The sequence below is a fragment of the Pseudomonas panipatensis genome (assembly GCF_900099785.1).
Lineage (GTDB): Bacteria > Pseudomonadota > Gammaproteobacteria > Pseudomonadales > Pseudomonadaceae > Pseudomonas > Pseudomonas panipatensis.
Window position 1 is genome coordinate 62039 of sequence record NZ_FNDS01000010.1, and the last position, 18534, is coordinate 80572.

The following is an 18534-nucleotide window of genomic DNA, read 5'->3' on the forward strand; positions in this document are numbered from 1 at the left end:
GCGCCCCGTGCGTCGGCCTGCGCCTTCGCTTCCGCTTCAGCCCGCCGCCTGGCGGGCTTTTTTTCGCGCCGGGTCGGCGCGCCGCGGCGCGCTTCAGCTCCAGGCGTAGCTGGACGGCAGCGAGGCCATGTCGATGACGAAGCGGTAGCGCACGTCCGAGCGCTCCATGCGCTCGAAGGCTTCGTTGATCTGCTCCATGCGGATCATTTCGCACTCCGGGAGGATGTTCTTCTGCGCGCAGAAGTCGAGCATCTCCTGGGTCTCGGCGATGCCGCCGATCACCGAGCCGGCCAGGCGGCGCCGGCCGAGGATCAGCGGGATGGTCACCAGTTCGTCGATCGGTCCGACCTGGCCGACGATGACCAGGGTGCCGTCGACATCCAGCAGCGGCATGTAGGGCGAGACGTCATGGCGCACCGGCACGGTGTCGATGATCAGGTCGAAGGCGCACTGCGCCGCGGCCATGGCCTGGGCGTCGCTGGACACCAGCAGGCCGTGGGCGCCCAGGGCCAGGGCGTCGCTGCGCTTGTCGGCGCTGCGGCTGAGCACGGTGACCTGGGCACCGAGCCCGACGGCGAGCTTGACCGCCATGTGGCCGAGACCGCCGAGCCCGATCACCCCGACGCGACTGCCCGGCCCGACGTTCCAGGTGCGCAGCGGCGAGTAGGTGGTGATGCCGGCGCAGAGCAAAGGCGCGGCGCGCGACGGGTCGAGCCCTTGCGGCAGGCGCAGGACGAACTCCTGGCGCGCCACCAGGTGCTTGGCGTAGCCGCCGTAGGTGGTCTCGCCGGTGACACGGTCGCGGTCGTTGTAGGTCTGCGTGTGGTGTTCGCGGCACAGTTGCTCGTCGCCCTTGCGGCATTGGTCGCAGACCTGGCAGGAATCGACCATGCAGCCGACCGCGACCAGATCACCGACCTTGTGCCGGCTGACCTCGCTGCCGACTTCGCTGACACGACCGACGATCTCGTGGCCGGGCACCAGCGGATAGCGGCTGAAGCCCCAATCGTTGCGCGCCTGGTGCAGGTCGGAATGGCAGACGCCGCAGTAGAGGATTTCCATGGCCACATCGTTGGGCCGCAGCGCGCGGCGCTCGAAGCTGAAAGGCGCGAGCGGGGCTGTGGCGGACTGGGCGGCGTAACCGATGATTTTCATGCGCGGCGCTCCTTGAAGCACGGGGGGTGAATGCGGTGGCGGCCAGCCCTGGCCGGGTGTCGGCTGCGGCTCAGCGGCTGACGCGGCCCTCGATGGGATAGGCCGGGTCGCTGTAGCCCGGGGTCGATGCATGGCCGGGCGGCACCAGGCTATCGACCAGGCGCTCGTCCTCGGCGTCCAGGCGCAGCTCGAGGGCGTCCAGGTAGCTGTCCCATTGCGCCTCGGTGCGCGGCCCGGCGATGGCCGAGCTGATCAGGCGGTTGTTGAGCACCCAGGCCAGGGCGAAGGCGATCGAGGTGGTGCCGCGCGCGGCGGCGCGTTCGGCGATCGCCTGGGCGACTTGCAGCGACTCCGCGCGCCACTCGGTCTGCTGGATGCGCTTGTCGCCGCGGGCGACCCGCGAGTCCGCCGGTGGCGCGGCATCGACGGCGTATTTGCCGGTCAGCACGCCACGCGCCAGCGGGTTGTAGGAGACCACGCCGAGGCCGTAGTGCGCGGCCGCCGGCAGTTGCTCCACCTCCGCGGTGCGGTCGACCAGGTTGTACAGTGGCTCGCTGGCAGTGGGCCGCTGCATGCCGAGCTGGTCGGCCAGGCGCGCGACCTCGGCGATGCGCCAGCCACGGAAATTGGAGAGGCCGTAGTAGCGCACCTTGCCTTGGCGAATCAGGTCGTCGATGGCGCGCAGGCCCTCTTCCAGCGGCGCATCGGGCAGCGCGCGGTGGAAGTAGAGGATGTCGATGTAGTCGCTGCCCAGGCGCTTCAGGCTGGCCTCCACCGACTGCATGATCCACTTGCGCGACTGGCCCTGCTGGTTCGGCCCCTCGCCGCCCACATAGCCGAACTTGGTGGCGAGCACCCAGTGATCGCGCTGTGCGGCGATGGCGCGGCCGACGATCTGCTCCGAGCGGCCGGCATGGTAGACGTCGGCGCTGTCGAGGAAGTTGACGCCCTGCTCGGCGGCCTTGTCGATGATGCGTTTGGCGGTGGCTTCATCGGTTTCGCCGCCGAACATCATCGCGCCCAGGCACAGCGGCGACACTTTCAAGGCGCTGCGCCCCAGGTAACGGTATTCCATGTGTGTGGCTCCGTGGTTCAGGCGGCGGACTCGGCGCCGCGCTCGGTGAAGACGCGCTGGGCGACGCCCAGGGCGGTGGAGGCGGTCGGCCAGCCGGAGTAGAAGGCCAGGTGGGTGATCAGCTCGACCAGCTCGTCGCGGCTGATGCCGTTGTCCAGCGCCTTGTTCAGGTGGAACGGCAATTCGTTGTCGCGGTAGAGCGCGACCAGGCTGGCCACGGTGATCAAGCTGCGATCGCGCGGCGACAGGCCTGGACGTTGCCAGACATCGCCGAACAGCACCTCGTCGGTATAGCCGGCCAGCGCCGGGGCGATCTGGCCGAAGGCTTTGCGCGCGGGGCTCAGGTCATCGCTCATGGGGAGTTCTCCGGATGGGGACGGGGCCGCCCCGGCGCTCGCTTCTGCTAGAGCGGCGCCGTGCGCGGGCCGGGGGGCGCCAGCCTCGGTACGACGGCTGGCGGCAGCCCATGGCGAGCATGGTAGCCAGTGACGACTTAGCGATTAAGCCGCATAACCCGCATGCTCTTATGCGCGAAATTCATCAAAGCGCCCTGCCCGTCCGGGACCGGGTCGGGCGCTCAGGCCAGCGGCTGTGCCCGGGGATGGGCGCGCCGCTGCGTGATCGCTGCGGCGGCGATCAGCCGAGGTGGAAATGCAGCAGCGCCGACAGGCCGACCAACCCACCACTGGCCGCGACGCCGTAGGTGGCGTACTGCATCCACCGCCGCCGAGTCAGCAGGCAGATCGCCGCCAGCGAGATGGAGACCTGAATCAGCATGGTGCCCTGCGCCCAGCGGTGATGCAGGTGCAACTCGCCCTCGCTGCGCTCGGCGTTCAGCGCCACCTGCTGCTCCAGCTCCTGGGCCTTGGCGCGAATCTGCTCCTTCTGCTGCTGGTACTTGTGGATTTCCTCGGCGAAATGCGCGCTCTTCTGCGGATCGCTCGCCGCCAGCACTGCTCCCAGCTCGGCGAGATTCTGCTTTTCGCCCTTGGCCTGGTAGTAGCTCCACTGGTTGGCCGCCTCGGTCTTGGCGATGGCTTCCTCGTTCTTGTAGTACAGCGCCTGGCTTTCGGCGGCGCCGCCCTGGTAGGCGAAGATGGCGCCGACGGTGGCCAGGATCGCCGTGGTCACGGCGATGGCGCCGGTCAGGCGGTCTCGTTTGCGCTGGTGAATCGAGTGCTCCACTTCATGGTCGTGGGGGCCGTGGACTTCATATTCGGTGGACATGCGGCGGTACTCCAGGCTGCGCGATGGCGCGCGATTCTAGCAACTGAACGCGACTTTCAGCAGTGCCCGTGGCGGCGCTCGCGCAGGCTCTGGCTCGCCTGCCGCGAGGCAGGCATGGGACCGACTGAACAACCGCCCCGCAGCGCTCTCGGGAGCAACTACGCTTGCCAGGGTGTCCGGGTCTTTCTTCAACGAGGCCAGGGCACGCCGCCGCCCCTCGGGAAGACCACGCATGAGAACAACGTTCAGAAGTCTGCTGCTGTCGTCCCTTCTCGGCACGCTCGGCACGGCCCAGGCCCTGGAACTCTACAAAGGCGCGCAGGGAAGCCTGGACTTCAACCTGGAGATCACTGCGGCGCCGCTCTACAGCTCGTACGACTTCGGCACGGCGCAAGCGCGCAGCGTGCAGTGGCTGGAGAGCTATGTGCGCAGTGGCTTCTCCGGCACAACGCCGCTAGGGGGCGGCGCGGCCTATGCGGGGGTCGGCATCATGACCTCGAAGATTGTCGGCGACGGCGACGCATCGGCCACCAGCAACGGCCATGAATCCCGCACGGACTTCGATACGGCCTTCGCCGGCTGGAAGAACGACTGGTTCGACCTGTCCGCGGGGCGCCAGGACTACCAGATGGGCGATGGCTTCCTCATCGATGGCGACCAGCTCAACTATGGCGAACGCCTGGGCAACGGCTTCAATCGCGGCGGCCTGTACTACCTGTCCGGACGCACCTCGTTCGCCCGCAGCGCGATCCTCCGGCTGCACCCGAGCGACGGCTGGCTGCTGGAGGGCTTTCATCTGGAGTCGGGCAACAATGGCCAGGGGACGCCGCATCTCGACGGGGTGAACAGCGACTACGCCGTGGACGAGGATAACTCCCTCGGCCTCGCCTATTTCACGGTGAACAACGTCGACAGCCATGTCGCCGACGGTCTGTTCGCCCTGCGCAGCGGCCTCGACGTCTACAACCTGCGCGGCAAGAGCGACCTGGGCGTGCCGTCACTCTCGATCGAAGCCGGCTATGCCGCTGAACGCTCCAGCCAGGTCGATGCCTATGCCTGGTATGCCGGCGCCAGCTACCAGTTCAAGTCCGCGCCGCTGGCGCCGCAACTCGGCTATCGCTACTCGCGCTTCTCCGGCGACGCCCCCGCGAGCGACAAATCGGAAGCCTTCGATCCCTTGTTCTACGGCTCGACGATCGGCGAGCCGACCTGGGTCCAGGGCGAGATCGCCGGTACCTTCGCCGGGCCGTTCAACTCGAACGCCAAGGTCAGCCGACTGTCGCTGAACGCCAGCGTCAGCGAGCGATTGGCGGTCGGCGCCATGGCCTACCGTTTCGACAGCGCACGCGAGGCCGAGCACCTCGCCGACGAACTGGACCTGCACGTCGAGACCTACCTCAGCGAGCACCTCGCCCTGGTCCCGATCGTCGGTGTGTGGAAGCCCCGGCAAGGCGCGACAGCGCTCTACGGGGAGAAGAGGCAGCAGACCTTCGTCGCCCTGGTCACCTCGTTCAGCCTCTGAGCCGAGCGCAGCCCGCGCCGGCCGCGCGCGGCTGCGCAGCGACCGGCGCGCTGCCTACTTTTGCTCGTGCAGGTAATGCTGAATGGCATCCACTTCAGCCTTGCTCGGCTGCCTGCCGTTGTCCGTCTTGAAACTGGCGAGCTGCCAGTGCGGCATCGGGGTTTTCAAGGGTTTGCCAGCATCGTCGATACCCTTGAGCACGGCGCGCTCGAACAGCTTGGGCTTCCATTCGCTGGCATCGCCCACCAGTTTCGGTGCGCTGCCGCCCATGCCGCGCTCGCCATGGCAGACGCTGCAATTGTCGTGGAACAGTTGTTCGCCGTTCGGCCCGGCCGCCAGCGCCGAACAGGCGACCAGCGCTAACAGGACACCGCATGAATGTTTCATCGCACGCTCCAGGCAATCCGTGAGGGGGTATGGGCAGATGGCCGAATGACGACTATCCGCCATCTTTGTGACAGCACATTGAGCATAGGCGTGGCAGGCGCCGTTCGCCGGATGAGGCGCCGATTCATTGAGCGCGCCAGCCAGCAGCGCTGAGCGCCCGGCCTCCGCCGGCGAGCCCCCGTCCCGGCGTTCGCACCCGCCTCAGGAACTCAGCGGGCAGCCGTTGGCCAGGCTGCCATGGGTCGATTCGATGGCCGCCGCGAGCTTGCGCAGGTTGGCTTGGTGCGCCACGACCAAGGCATCGATGGAGTTGCCCGCCGGGGTCTGTAAGGTCATGTGGCAGCTCCTGTCGCTTTTCGTATCGGCCGCGCCGAAACGCCAGACCACATCCAGCAACGCATAGCGACCGGGGACCGAGTCGAAGCGCAGCACCTCCACCCACAGGCGCACCTTGCGCGCGCTGTTGCTGCCCGCCCCCGGCGACGCGCTCAACTGCTCCGCCAGGGCGCTTTGCACCTCCTCGTCGAGGTTGGCGCCCCACCACTCGGTTTCCAGGATTTCCAAGCCACTGTTGCTCTGGCGGATGACGATCTGCGAGCGATCGACCTGGGGCGGCACCCGCACCTGCTCGACCTGGATGGCCAAGTCCGACGCCGCGCCGCGCGCGTCGGCCGTCGCCGGCACCAGCGTGTGGTAGTGGATCGGATCGCTGCGGCAGGCGCCGAGCAAGGCGAGCAGGCTCAGGGCTAGCACTTTGGGCAAGACGGACATGCTGGCGGTCTCCTGTCAGTTGCTCGAACGGGGTTGCAGGTTGGTCGATTCGGCATTCTGCGGGCGACCGCGCAGCAGCGACTCCGGATGCCGGCTCAGGTAATCGGACAACTCGCGCAGGGAACGCGACATGCGCTCCAGCTCCCTGAGGGTCTGCGACACCTGTTCGCGCTGGGGCGAGCCTTCGTCCAGCGTGGTGTTGGCCGACTGCAGGGTCTTGCGCAGGTCGTCGAGGGTCGCCTGTACGCCGGGCAGGGTCTGGTCGTTGAAATGCTTGAGGCCCTTGCGCATCTCCACCAGGTTGCCATTCAGGTTGCTGGCGATGCTTTCCAGCGGCAGCTTGTTGATCTTGTCGATGACCTTCTGCACTTCATCCTGCAGCTTGTCCAGGCTGCCCGGAATCGTGGGCAGGCGGAACGGCCGCAGGGAGGGATCGAAATCGACCTTGGCCGCGTCGGGGTAGAAGTCCAGGGAGATGTACAACTGGCCGGTCAACAGGTTGCCGGTGCGCGGCTGCGCGCGCAGGCCGTGCTCGACGAAGTTGGCGAGGAGCCGGCTGGTGGCTTCCTGGTTGCTCGGAACGTGCTTCAGCTCGTCGATCATCTTCTGATGAGCCGGGCCGATCCGCTGCGGGAACAGGACCGCGTCGACGATGACCGGGAAGGTGCGGGTCTTGATATCGAAGTCCAGTTGCACCGAGAGCACCTTGCCGACTTCCATGCCCATGAATTCCACCGGCGCCCCCGGCTTCAGGCCGCGCAGCGACTCATCGAAGCGCAGGCGGAAATACTGGGCGAGGCCGTCGGGCGGCGCCAGGGCGCTCTGCTCGTCGGCGAACAGCTCGAAGCTGGCCTTTTCCGCGGCCGGCTGGTCCACCGTGCTGCGTTCCGGCAGGCCGAAGGCGACCCCGCCGATGAGGATCGACGACAGCGACTGGGTATTGACCTTGATGCCATCGGCGCCGAAGGCGACATCGACGCCACTGGCATTCCAGAAACGCGTGTCTTGGGTGACGAACGCATCGTTCGGCGCCAGCACGAAGATACCGATATCGACGCCCTTGCCCTGCGGATCGAGGGCATAGGACACCACCTGCCCCACCGGGATCTTGCGGAAGTACACCGGCGAGCCGATATCCAGCGAGCCGAGGTCCCTGGCATGCAGGTGGAAGCTCTTGCCCTGCTCGCCATAGGTGATCGCCGGGGGCGACTCCAGCCCGGTGAAGGTCTTGGCGCGCTCGCCGGACTGGCCGGCGTCGGCGCCGATGAAATTGCCCGAGAACAGCGTATCGACGCCCGACACCCCGCCGGCGCCAATGCGCGGGCGCACCACCCAGAACACCGAGTCGCGGGTGGCGAAGGACTCCGCTTCCTTGTTCAGTTGCACCTTGGCCGAGACGCTTTTCTTGTCCGCGGCCAGCTCGACGGCGGTGACTTCGCCGATCACCACGTTGCGGTACTTGACCTGCGTCTTGTGCGCTTCGAGACCCTGGCCGGTCTTGAAGGTAATGCTGATGACCGGACCTTCCTGCATCCAGTTGCGCACCACCAGCGAAGCGCCGATGAGCAAGGCCACCACGGGGACGATCCAGACCAGGGAAACGCTCCAGCGCTGGGTCTTGACCTGTGCCTCGCCCGGCACCGGTGCGTCAGTGTCTTCTTGCATCGCCCGATTTCTCCTTGGAAGGGGGAGCCTGCCAGATCAGGCGCGGCTCGAAACTCATCGCGGACAACATGGTGAAGACCACCACCAGGCCGAAGAACAGGATGCCGGGACGCGGCTCGATGGTGCCCAGCTCACGCAACTGGACCAGCGCCGCCACCAGGGCCACGACCAGCACGTCGAGCATCGACCAGTAGCCGATGACTTCGATCAGCCGGTACAACTGGGTGCGCTGCCGACGCGCCCAGAGACTGCCGCGCTGGACGCTGACGAGCAGGGTGATCAGGGCAAGGAACTTGACCGCCGGCACGCCGATGCTGGCGATAAAGATGATCAGGGCGATGTCCCAGGCGCCGCTTTCCCAGAACTCCAGGACGCCGCCGACGATGGTGCTGTCGCTGGCGCTGCCGAACATGCTGGTGTGCATCACCGGCAACAGATTGGCCGGCACATAGAACACCAGGGCGGCCAGCAGGAAAGCCCAGGTGCGTTCGACCGAGTTGGCCTTGCGCGCGTGCAGCCGCGCGCCGCAGCGGCTGCAGCGCTGCGGCCGGCGCGTTATATCGCAGGCCTGGCCGCAACCATGGCACAGGCAGAGGTGCATGGCCGGCGCCAGCGGCGGCAAGCTCACAGCTGATCCCATAGGTCACGCACGTCGCGCCCGGCGATGTAGATCAGCAAGACGCTGAGCGCCGCCAGCGCCACCAGGCCAACGCCGGGAATCACATCGAGCAGTCCGGCCAGTTTGATCACGGCGACCAGCGCGCCCAGCAGGCAGACCTCCAGCATGCTCCAGGGGCGCAAGCCCTCCAGGCCGCGCATGCACAGATTGAAGGCCGGTGCGCGGGTCGCGGCCAGGGCGAAGCCGAGCACCCAGATCAGCAAGGCGACCTGGACGATCGGCGCGATGATGATGGCCAGGGCGGCGACCAGCGCGATGAAGGTGATGGAACCGCTGCTGAGGATCATCACCGAGTCCCAGAGCGTCGCTGAGTTTCTCAGCCCCTGGAAATTGATGCTCATCACCGGATAGCAATTGGCGAACACCAGCAGGATCGCAGCGGTCAGGCTCAGGGCCAGGCGCTGCTGCAGCGAAAGCCCGTCGTGGCGCTGCAACACCGCCCCGCAGCGCACGCAGCGCGCGGTTTGGTGCTTGGCCAGAGCGGCCTGCCGATAAACCGAATCGCAATACTCGCAGATGATCAATTTGTCGCTGTGGGCCATGGTGCGCTCAGGATGCATGCCGTAACGGCAGACCAGCCGATATAGCCACAGGACCGCATTTCAGCCCCGCGCTATTGCTCTCCATACTGATTGAAGCAGCCGCGCGGCGATTGGTTGGGTTTTGCACCCAGCCATTTGGTTATTGAAGAGACGGCAACGATAGCGATTGGCAGTAAGCGCCACGGGCGCGGCGTCCAGACTCCAGGCACGCCACTCGCCGGCGCTCGGCTCGGCGCCGGGCACTCGTCGGCGCCACCGGCGCTCCGGCATCTACCTCAGCGCTCGATATCATCCTCCGCGCCGGCATTGGCGCGCTCAGCCGCGCCGAGGGTGCCCTCCGCCGACGGGCCGGGCTGGTGCTTTTCGATTTCCAGCACGCCGGCCTGGTGGCTGGCGAAGGTGCGGCGGCCGTTGACCTTGGCTTTGTACATGGCGCTGTCCGCGCGCAGGATCAGGTCTTCCGCGGTCACGCCATCCTCGGGGTAGAGGCTGATGCCGACACTGGCGCCGATCTGCAACACCGCGCCATTCAGCGTGACCCGCTCATTCAGCGCGCCGAGGATCTTGCGGGTGACGCTGGAGGCAATCGGCGCGATGCCGGCGCCGCGGATCAGCACGACGAACTCATCGCCGCCCAGGCGCGCCACTATGTCGTCGCTACGCACCGCCCGGCGCAAGCGGCTGGCCACCACCATCAGCACTTCGTCGCCCACCGCATGGCCCATCTGGTCGTTGATGCTCTTGAAGTGATCGAGGTCGATGAAGAGGACCGCCAGTTGCTGGTGCGTCCCCGCCGTCTCGGCGATGGCCTGCTCCATCTGCTGGAAGAACTGCATACGGTTCGGCAGCCCGGTCAGCGAGTCATGGTTGGCCAGGTGCCGCAGTTCCTGCTGGGTGCGGCCCATCACTTCGAGGTGCGACTTGAGTTCCTTGCGCATCTGGTCGAAACCGCGCGCCAGCACGCCGATCTCATCCTCGCGCTCGACCGGCAACGCCTCGTCGAGGGTGTGTCCGGTCTGGAAGCGCCTGGCGGCGTGGATGAGCATCTGCAGCGGATGGGTCAACGCGCGGGAGAACAGGATGGCTAGGGCGATGGCCAGCAGGCTGAACACCAGCACCATCTGGATGATGCTATGCCCCAGGGTCTTGCCGCTGCCCAAAACATCTTGCAGCGGGCGGGCCAGGCCGACGACCACGAACTGGCGGTTTTCCGGCGGGCCGAAGGACTTGCGGACGAAAGCCATGATCTTGCCGTCGGCGCGTTGTGGGTCGTCCAGCCCGTTGACCAGCACACTGGGGGTGGTGTCGTTGAACAGCGACTTGGTCTGGGCGAAGCTGTCCTGGATGAGGATGCGCTGGCCCTTGTCGAAGGCGAAGGTCTTCGACGCATCCGGGTGGACCAGGAAGTCGCCCCACTGGTTGGTCAGGTACATCTGGTAGCGCGCTGGCAGGTCGGCCTTGAGGGTTTCGAGGAACTTGCGCAGATCGACGTTGATCACCGCCACCCCCAGCGCCTCGCCGTTGGCGCCCAGCACCGCGGTGGCGAGGCGCAGCGACGGCGCGCCTTCGGCGGAGTGCGCGCCCTGCTCGTGGTTCACCGTGATGGGCGAGATGTAGACGTGTCCAGGCGCCAGTTCGAGGGTCTCGAAGACATAGGGAAAATGCCCCTTCTCCTGCAATTTGTCGCCCTCGACCTGGACGATCGCCTCACCGTCGCGATCGAAGCGGATCAATTCCAGGCCATGGGCCTGGCGACTGATCAGGCGCATCTGCGAGTACTGCGGGTGCAAGCGCATGAAGGTGGCGAAGACGCCCGCCAGGCGCGCCCTCGCCGCCTGATACTCGGGGCCTTCGCCGAGACCGACCAGCATCGGCGCCGAGGGCAGGCTGCCAATCGTCAGCGCGTCGGCGGAAATATCCAGCAGCAGCGAGGAGAATCGCTGGCTGAGCAACTCGGTGGAGGTCAGCAGGTTGGATTCCGCTTCATTGACCAGCAGGTTCTGGTTGGCGGAATAGGAGTAATAGCCGGTCACCCCGGAAGACAGGATACCGATGCAGGCCAGCAGGGTGGTGAGCTTGGCGGTGAGACCCATGCGCATGGCTAGAATGGCTCCCCGCGCTCGCCCGAGACGATCCGGCTCCACAGCGCTTCGCGCCGCGCGACGTCCTCCACCGGCTGCAGCCAGATCAGGCGCGTCTTGTCGGAAAGCTCACTCGGCGCGACCTGGGTATTGGCCAGCCCCTGCCGCTCGCTGAGCAGCTTGCCGATGGCGGGCTCCAGCATGTAGTTGATCCAGGCATGGGCCAGGTCGCGGTTCTTGGCGGCGCGGGTCATCGCCCAGCAATCCAGCCAGGCGATCGCGCCTTCATCGGGAATCACGTAGCCGATATCGGCGCCGGCCTGGCGCAACTGGGTGAGTTGCTGGGTGCCGTAGTTGGCGAAGAGCAAGGCGGCGCGATGGCGGATGAACAAGTCGGTTGCCTCCTCCGGGAGACTGTAATAGGCCAGCAGATTACGCCGCAGGGCCACCAGCTTGTTCGCCGTGGCGCGCATCTCGTCCGCACTGAGCCGGAAGGGATCGCGGAATCCCAGGGTCAGCGCGGTGAAGGAGAAATTGTGCTGGGCACTGTTGAAGGCCAGCACCTTGCCCTGGTAGCGCGGATTCCACAGCTCGCTCATCGAACGCGGCGGGACCGGCACCTGGCGGCGGTCATAGATCAGGCCCATCGCCGAATACGTGAAGGGGATGGCATAGACCTTGTCCTCCTGGACCAGCCCGCTGATCGAGGACAGATCGCGAAAACGCGGCAGTTGCTTCTGGGTATTGGGCAGCGCCGCCGGATCGAGGGGTTGCAGCAGGCGCTCCTGCACATAACGCTGGATTTCGGCGGTATTCGCCGCCACCACATCGAACAGGCTGCCGTTCTCGGCATGCATCCGATCCCAGAGCGATTCGTCGGAATCGACGAAGGTGACAACCACCTTGGCCTGGTATTGCTCTTCGAAGGACTTGACCACATCGTCGTCGGCATAGCCGGGCCAGGCCAACACATGCAGGACATTCTCTTGTGCGGCGAACGCCGGCAGTCCGACCAAACTGAAAAAGGCATGAAAAATCAGCAGGAAACAAAATCTGCGCATACATCCCCGACCTTTAATAAACCCCAAGAATCGAACCTTTTCGACCTTTGCGCGAATTGAAATCCGACGTTTCGATCAAGTTTTCTCTGCTGCGCCGATGCCAGCTTCCCCAGTGCTGGAAAAATCCACCGCAACTCTCTGCCATGGATTAAGGGGAAAGCATGACATTATCAATAAGTTATGCAAGTAACCCGGTCACCGCCCGATGGTCTGGCTGACCAACTGCGAAGAACGCGTGTGATCAATACCCGCAAGGCGATGCCTGTAAACGGAACATTCGTCCCAGAAAAACCGCAGCAACCTGGCATCCGCTCGGCGCCGGCCGCCCCCGCAGGACGGCGCCCGGGCATTGAGTCTGGCGGCGCATGGGCTACGCCCTCCTCGATCTGTTTTCGACACCCTAGCGGACAGAGGCGCGGGTATCCGGTTCGATCAAGTTGCCGATTCACTCGCCATATAGATATTTCAACAATGGATCAGCAACTTTCTCACAAACACCTCAGGCACTCGGTAAACAGAACGCTTTGCTCTCCCCCTTAGAAGCCTTCTTAAAAAGAGGCAACTCGAATAGACGATAAAAACCCTCGATTTAGAATCCGTTGCAAGACTCCAAGAAACAGCATTTTGGAAATCGGATATGCCCGGACATACCGTTCAGGCCAATTCAATGGTGGATCGAGAAATGAAAAGGATCGTATCGGCTTCACTTCTTCTCTGCGCCCTGAGTGGCTGCATGACCACGCGGGACGGTTTGCTGGATCAGAAGGGGATGATCACCAACGATGGCGGACTACAGGTCTATCGCCGCGAATTGAACGAGCCGCGCTACCAGGTGGCGCCCAAGTATGTCGAGCGGGTCTTGCTGGTCGGGCATGTCGGCGTACTGACGCGATTCGACACCGAGGAAGAGAAAGCGCGCGGCTATAGCGATTACTTGAGCGGCCTGACAACCCAGCGGCAAGATCATCGACGGGCGATCTTTCTCAGCCGCCAGGAGTTCTTCGACAACATCGGCGGCGTGGTTTCCGTGGACTTCTTCCGGGCCGGACTCTACACCCTCAATACCATGGCGCTGGTGCCGAAGAACCTGATGGAGCAGATCCACTACCCGTCCTTCCTTTCTTCGCTGTTCTCCGGCAAAGGTGATCTGGTCGGCGCGACGACCAACTTGGATGGCGTCTTCATCATCGCTTCGCGCCTCTGCGCCAAAGACAACCTCAACTGCACCCGCGACTACACACCGGGACTCTTCCGCGAGGGCAGCGGTGTGCAGATCGACCGTCACCTGCAAGCCATGCAGCATGGCGCGACCATCGATCCCGATACCTATAAGGTTGCCAGCCGATAATTCCTCCCCGGTAAAAGACACTCCCGGAACGGCGCGACAGGCGTCCGGGAGTGCCGCTGAACAGCTCCGCCCCTGCCCCGACCAGCCGCTCTAGCGCGCTCGAAATCGCCCGGCCAACCGACGGCCGGCACCGACATTGCGCACGTTCAGGCGCTTGAATGAGCGCAAAAACCACCCCGAAGCCGCCGAAGGCAAACTCGAAATCACGCCTTCTCAGCCAGATATTCCGACTTATCCCTGCTTATTCGTCGAATTTCGCGATTGTTAGCTGAGAGTCAACAGTCATTTTCATGGAGTGAGATTAACTTCGATAAGGTCTCCGGCATTATGAAAGGGCGCTTTCACCTGCAGGAAAAACTATTCAGAAGGCGCCCATCGCAAGCATTGCCAACGCAACTTTCCGCGATTTTCGACGCGCTCTCCCGGGCGTGTCCGAACGCTGTTCCTGCCTATAAGAATCCTGGCCATCACGCAGTTACCGGCCAGTACGCCAAGACCAAAGGAGCAACTCCATGAAGTACCTAAAACGCAGCACGCTCGTGCTCGCCGTTTCCGCCGCTACGCAACTGGCATACGCCGACGCCTTCGTCAGCGACCAGGCCGACGCCAAGGGTTTCCTTGAAGACAGCCATCTGGACCTGCTCCTGCGCAACTTCTACTACAACTCCGATGGCAAGAACGGCGGCAGCGACCGTCGCGACTGGACACAGGGCTTCTTCGCCACCTACAACTCCGGCTTCACCCAGGGCACCGTCGGCTTCGGCGTCGACGCCTACGGCTATCTGGGCGTGAAACTGGACGGCGGCGCGGGCACCGCTGGCACCGGCAACCTGCCGGTGGACCGTAATGGCAACCCGCAAGACAACTTCGGCAAGGCCGGCGGCGCGCTGAAGGTACGCATCTCCAAGACCGAGCTGAAATTCGGCGACATGCAACCGGTGGCCCCGGTGTTCGCCGCCGGCGGCACCCGCATGATGCCGCAGACCGCCAAGGGCTTCTCGCTGATGAGCAGCGAAGTGAAGGACCTGGACCTGGAAGCGGGCCACTTCACCGCCGGCACCAGCTCGGTGACCACCAGTTCCCACGGCGGGCTGTTCGCCAGCTATGCCAACGTCGAGACCGACAGCGTCGACTTCGTCGGCGGCAAGTACGCCATCGCTCCGAACATGAGCGTGTCGCTGTACGGCTCCGAGTTCCAGGACGTCTGGCGCCAGTACTACGGCAACGCCAACTACCAGTTGCCGCTGAGCGATAAGCAGTCGTTGGGCTTCGACTTCAACATCTACCGCACCAACGACTACGGCGCGGCCAAGGCCGGACGGATCGACAACACCACCTGGTCGTTCGCCACCGCCTACTCCTTCCTCACCGCGCACACCGTGACCCTGGCCGTGCAGAAGGTCCAGGGCGACACCCCGTTCGACTACGTCGGCTTCGGCGACAACCGTTCGGGCGCGATCGGCGACTCGATCTTCCTCGCCAACTCCGTGCAGTACTCCGACTTCAACGGCCCGGGCGAGCGCTCCTGGCAGGCACGCTACGACCTGGCGATGGAGAGCTACGGTGTTCCGGGGCTGACCTTCATGGCCCGTTACCTCAACGGCACCAACATCAATGGCGACCACATGGCCGCCGACAGCCCCTACCGCAACTACGGCTACGGTAGCGACGGCAGCCACCACGAAACCGATATCGAAGCCAAGTACGTGATGCAGTCCGGCCCGGCCAAGGACCTGTCCTTCCGCCTGCGTCAGGCCTTCCACAGCGGCAACGCCGACCAGGCCGAAGGCGATCTCGCCGAAACCCGCCTGATCATCGACTACCCGCTGTCGATCCTGTAACCGCAGCACCCGGAACCGCCGCGGGGCCCTGCCCTTCGGAGGTTCCAGCCGTCTCCCCGGCGACGGGGTGCAGCCGCCCACGACGGCGAGCGCACCCCGGACGCCAGCCAGCCTGCCAGCACCTCGCCACTGTCCCGCTCATCGCCAGCCCGACCTGCCGGCAGCTGCCTATCGGCTCCTGACGTTGATCTTTGTGATTGCTCCTTTCAACGTCCTTTCAAGCCGCTCGCTCGAGCGGCTTCTTTTTTGCCGCCGGCGCCACGGCAGATAGCCCGCCGCATGCACACGAGCCCGACGACGGGAGCGCTCGCCAGCCCTGGCCCCGTTCGCCAGGTCGATCGACGGCCAGGTAGTTCGTTAGCTAGCTTTCCTACAAGACAGCAGCGGTTCATCATCACCGCCCGCTCTCCAGTCGTCACCTGCCCCGCCATGTCCGTCGATACCGCCGCAGCCCCCTCGAATGCCGCCGTCACCCTGGAAGTGGTGTCGGTGGTGCTCTTCACCTTTCTCGCCTACCTGACCATCGGCATCCCGCTCGCGGTGCTGCCTGGCTACGTGCATCACGACCTGGGCTTCGGCTCGGTGCTGGCCGGACTGGTCATCAGCGTGCAATACCTCGCCACCCTGCTCACCCGCCCCTACGCCGGAACGGTGATCGACACCCTCGGCCCCAAGCGCGCGGTGCTCTATGGCATGGCCGGCTGCGCGGCCAGCGGCCTCTGCATGCTGCTCTCGGTGATGCTGCAGGGACTGCCGGCGCTCAGCCTGGGCAGCCTGCTGCTTGGACGAATGATCCTCGGCACCGCGGAAAGCCTGGTCGGCACCGGCTCGATCACCTGGGGCATCGACCGCGTCGGCATGCTGCACACCGCCAAGGTGATTTCCTGGAACGGCATCGCCAGCTACGGCGCGCTGGCTGTCGGCGCACCCCTGGGCGTGCTGCTGGTGCAGCACTTCGGCCTGGCCAGCATGGGCTTGAGCGTCCTACTGCTGGCGCTGCTCGGTTTCGCCCTGGCCTGGCCACGCCGCGCCAAGGATGTGCAGCCCGGCGAGCGCCTCCCCTTCCATCATGTGCTCGGCCGCGTCGCAGCGCACGGCAGCGGCCTGGCCCTGGGCGGCATCGGCTTCGGTTGCATCGCCACCTTCATCACCCTGTATTACGGCAGCCGTGGCTGGGCCGGCGCGGTCTACTGCCTGAGCGCTTTCGGCGGTTGCTTCATCGGCGCGCGCCTGCTGTTCGCCCATGCCATCAATCGCCATGGCGGCTTTCCGGTGGCGATCGTCTGCCTGCTGGTGGAAAGCCTCGGCCTGTTGCTCCTGTGGCTGGCGCCGGGGCCCTGGTCGGCGCTGGCGGGCGCGGCGCTCAGCGGATTCGGTTTTTCTCTGGTATTCCCGGCGCTGGGCGTGGAAGCGGTCAAGCTGGCGCCGGCGTCCAGCCGCGGCGCCGCCCTGGGCGCCTACTCGCTGTTCATCGACCTGTCGCTGGGCATCACCGGCCCGCTGGCTGGCGCCATCGCAGGCGGCTATGGCTTCGGCTCGATCTTCCTCTTCGCCTGCGTTGCCGCGCTGGCTGGCCTGAGCCTGAGCGTCTGGCTGTACCGCCGCAGTCGCGGCTGAGGACATCGGCTCAGAAACAGCAGGGCTTTTCCGTGTGAAACAGCCGAATACCTTACAAAGCAGCTACGGACGCGGCAGAGTGCCTGGATTTTCCGCGCACTCTGCTATTATCGCGCCGCGCCGAGGCCTGTGAGGGGCCTCGAGACTCTCCAATAACACGCCGGCCCCCGGCGTAGCCTGTCCCGATACGGAGCGATCGGCACGGGCCGCTTTGCCATTCGCCAGGGGCGCCGCGATACAGACTGCAATCAGGACACAACAAGATGATCAACAAACGGATCAGTTTGCTCGCATTGGGCATTCTCGCTGCCAGCAGCCAAGCCATGGCCGACGGCCAGGCCGATGCCAAAGGATTCGTCGAAGACAGCCACCTGGATCTGTTCTTCCGTAACGGCTACATGTACCGCGACTACAAGCAGGGCAAACAGGACAAGTCCGAGTGGGGCCAGGCCGCCAGCGCCACCTTCACCTCCGGTTTCACCCAGGGCACCGTCGGCTTCGGCGTCGACACCTTCGGTCTCTATGCCCTCAACCTCGACAAGAACGGCGACCGCGCCGGCGCTCCGGGGATCGACTTCTTCAAGAAAGACGGCAACGGCAATCCGGCCGAAGACCTGTCGCGCCTCGGTGGTGCGCTCAAGGCGCGCTTCTCCAACACCGTGATCAAGTACGGCGACCAGATGCCCAGCCTGCCAGTGCTGAGCTACGACAACTCGCGCCTGCTGCCGGAGAGCTACACCGGCACCCTGATCACCTCCAAGGAAATCCAGGGCCTGGAACTGAACGTCGGCCGCTTCACCGAAGAAGTCCAGAAAAGCGCCACCGGCCATGACAGCGGCGGCCTGAAGCGCATCGACGTGTATGGCGGTAGCTATAAGTTCACCGACAACTTCAGCGGCGCGCTCTACGCCTCGGACAACAAGGACGTGGCCCGCAAGGAGTACATGAACCTCAACTATGTGCTGCCGCTGCAGGACAAGCAGTCGCTGACCTTCGACTTCAACGGCTACAAGACCAAGCTGAACAAGGACTGGGCCGACGACAACAATGGCGGCAACCGCGACAACACCATCTGGAGCCTGGCGGCCACTTACGCCTTCGGCCCGCACTCGGTGATGCTCGCCCACCAGCGCAACACCGGCGACACCGGCTACCTCTACGGCGGCTACCAGAGCGGCCACTGGATCGGCGACGGCGGCACCACCATCTGGCTGGCCAACTCCTACTGGTCGGACTTCAACGGCGAAGACGAGCGCTCCTGGCAGGCCAGCTACGCGCTGGACTTCTCCGAGTACGGCGTGCCCGGCCTGACCTACCAGGTCGCCTACGTCTACGGCGACAACATCAAGACCGAAGAGACCGGCAACGGCCACGAGCGGGAAATCTTCAACCAGCTCAAGTACGTGGTACAGAGCGGCCCGGCCAAGAACCTGTCGTTCAAGCTGCGCGGTTCCTGGCTGCGCGTGTCCAGCGACGCCCGCTCCTACAACAGCGAGGGCAACGAATTCCGCGCCTTCGTCGAGTACCCGCTCAACGTCTTCTGATCCGGGTTTTCTCGCCTAG

At 65.0% G+C, this 18534-nt stretch carries 16 protein-coding genes; 5 read left to right on the forward strand and 11 right to left on the reverse strand.

Translation table 11 applies throughout. From position 1 onward, the window contains the following. Positions 1–93: 93 nt before the first annotated feature. The 4 genes from BLQ74_RS21460 to BLQ74_RS21475 form a co-directional block, all read right to left on the reverse strand. A complete protein-coding gene (locus tag BLQ74_RS21460) occupies positions 94–1155 on the reverse strand; it encodes an NAD(P)-dependent alcohol dehydrogenase (RefSeq protein WP_090266166.1) in 1062 nt (353 codons plus the stop codon). Between the two features lie 70 nt (positions 1156–1225). After that, the gene (locus BLQ74_RS21465) at positions 1226–2230 is read right to left on the reverse strand and encodes an aldo/keto reductase (RefSeq protein WP_090266169.1); all 1005 of its coding nucleotides are present in this window, start codon (positions 2228–2230) and stop codon (positions 1226–1228) included. A gap of 17 nt (positions 2231–2247) precedes the next feature. Further along, positions 2248–2586 (reverse strand): carboxymuconolactone decarboxylase family protein, encoded by a 339-nt coding sequence (locus BLQ74_RS21470; protein WP_090266171.1) that lies wholly within the window; start codon positions 2584–2586, stop codon positions 2248–2250. A gap of 280 nt (positions 2587–2866) precedes the next feature. Further along, positions 2867–3457 (reverse strand): DUF4337 domain-containing protein, encoded by a 591-nt coding sequence (locus tag BLQ74_RS21475; RefSeq protein WP_090266175.1) that lies wholly within the window; start codon positions 3455–3457, stop codon positions 2867–2869. A 232-nt stretch (positions 3458–3689) separates the two neighbouring features. Between BLQ74_RS21475 and BLQ74_RS21480 the strand changes: the two genes are divergently transcribed. Further along, positions 3690–4979, forward strand: a complete 1290-nt coding sequence (locus BLQ74_RS21480; protein ID WP_090266178.1) for an alginate export family protein — start codon at positions 3690–3692, stop codon at positions 4977–4979. Positions 4980–5033: 54 nt separating this feature from the next. Here the strand turns inward: BLQ74_RS21480 and BLQ74_RS21485 are convergent, their stop codons facing one another. From BLQ74_RS21485 to BLQ74_RS21515, 7 genes are all read right to left on the reverse strand, one after another. Then, the gene (locus BLQ74_RS21485; protein ID WP_090266180.1) at positions 5034–5366 is read right to left on the reverse strand and encodes a c-type cytochrome; all 333 of its coding nucleotides are present in this window, start codon (positions 5364–5366) and stop codon (positions 5034–5036) included. Between the two features lie 201 nt (positions 5367–5567). Continuing rightward, the gene (locus BLQ74_RS21490) at positions 5568–6137 is read right to left on the reverse strand and encodes a PqiC family protein (RefSeq protein WP_090266182.1); all 570 of its coding nucleotides are present in this window, start codon (positions 6135–6137) and stop codon (positions 5568–5570) included. A 15-nt stretch (positions 6138–6152) separates the two neighbouring features. Continuing rightward, positions 6153–7802 (reverse strand): PqiB family protein, encoded by a 1650-nt coding sequence (locus BLQ74_RS21495; protein ID WP_090266184.1) that lies wholly within the window; start codon positions 7800–7802, stop codon positions 6153–6155. Then, positions 7786–8430 (reverse strand): paraquat-inducible protein A, encoded by a 645-nt coding sequence (locus BLQ74_RS21500; RefSeq protein WP_090266186.1) that lies wholly within the window; start codon positions 8428–8430, stop codon positions 7786–7788. The genes BLQ74_RS21495 and BLQ74_RS21500 overlap by 17 nt, the downstream gene beginning before the upstream one ends. Next, a complete protein-coding gene (locus tag BLQ74_RS21505) occupies positions 8427–9023 on the reverse strand; it encodes a paraquat-inducible protein A (RefSeq protein WP_090266188.1) in 597 nt (198 codons plus the stop codon). The genes BLQ74_RS21500 and BLQ74_RS21505 overlap by 4 nt, the downstream gene beginning before the upstream one ends. A 275-nt stretch (positions 9024–9298) precedes the next feature. Then, on the reverse strand, positions 9299–11122 hold the full coding sequence (locus BLQ74_RS21510) for a diguanylate cyclase domain-containing protein (RefSeq protein ID WP_090266190.1): 1824 nt from the start codon (positions 11120–11122) through the stop codon (positions 9299–9301). Between the two features lie 2 nt (positions 11123–11124). Beyond that, complete coding sequence (locus BLQ74_RS21515) at positions 11125–12075, reverse strand: extracellular solute-binding protein (protein WP_212633155.1); 951 nt, start codon at positions 12073–12075, stop codon at positions 11125–11127. Between the two features lie 823 nt (positions 12076–12898). Between BLQ74_RS21515 and BLQ74_RS21520 the strand changes: the two genes are divergently transcribed. The 4 genes from BLQ74_RS21520 (at position 12899) to BLQ74_RS21535 (ending at position 18515) form a co-directional block, all read left to right on the forward strand. Next, the gene (locus BLQ74_RS21520) at positions 12899–13513 is read left to right on the forward strand and encodes a hypothetical protein (RefSeq protein WP_139199100.1); all 615 of its coding nucleotides are present in this window, start codon (positions 12899–12901) and stop codon (positions 13511–13513) included. 512 nt (positions 13514–14025) lie between these two features. Continuing rightward, entirely contained in the window at positions 14026–15354 is a 1329-nt protein-coding gene (locus BLQ74_RS21525) for an OprD family porin (RefSeq protein WP_090266196.1), read from the forward strand. A gap of 429 nt (positions 15355–15783) precedes the next feature. After that, positions 15784–16971 (forward strand): MFS transporter, encoded by a 1188-nt coding sequence (locus BLQ74_RS21530; RefSeq protein WP_090266199.1) that lies wholly within the window; start codon positions 15784–15786, stop codon positions 16969–16971. A 263-nt stretch (positions 16972–17234) separates the two neighbouring features. Beyond that, entirely contained in the window at positions 17235–18515 is a 1281-nt protein-coding gene (locus BLQ74_RS21535; protein WP_090266202.1) for an OprD family porin, read from the forward strand. Positions 18516–18534 lie beyond the last annotated feature (19 nt).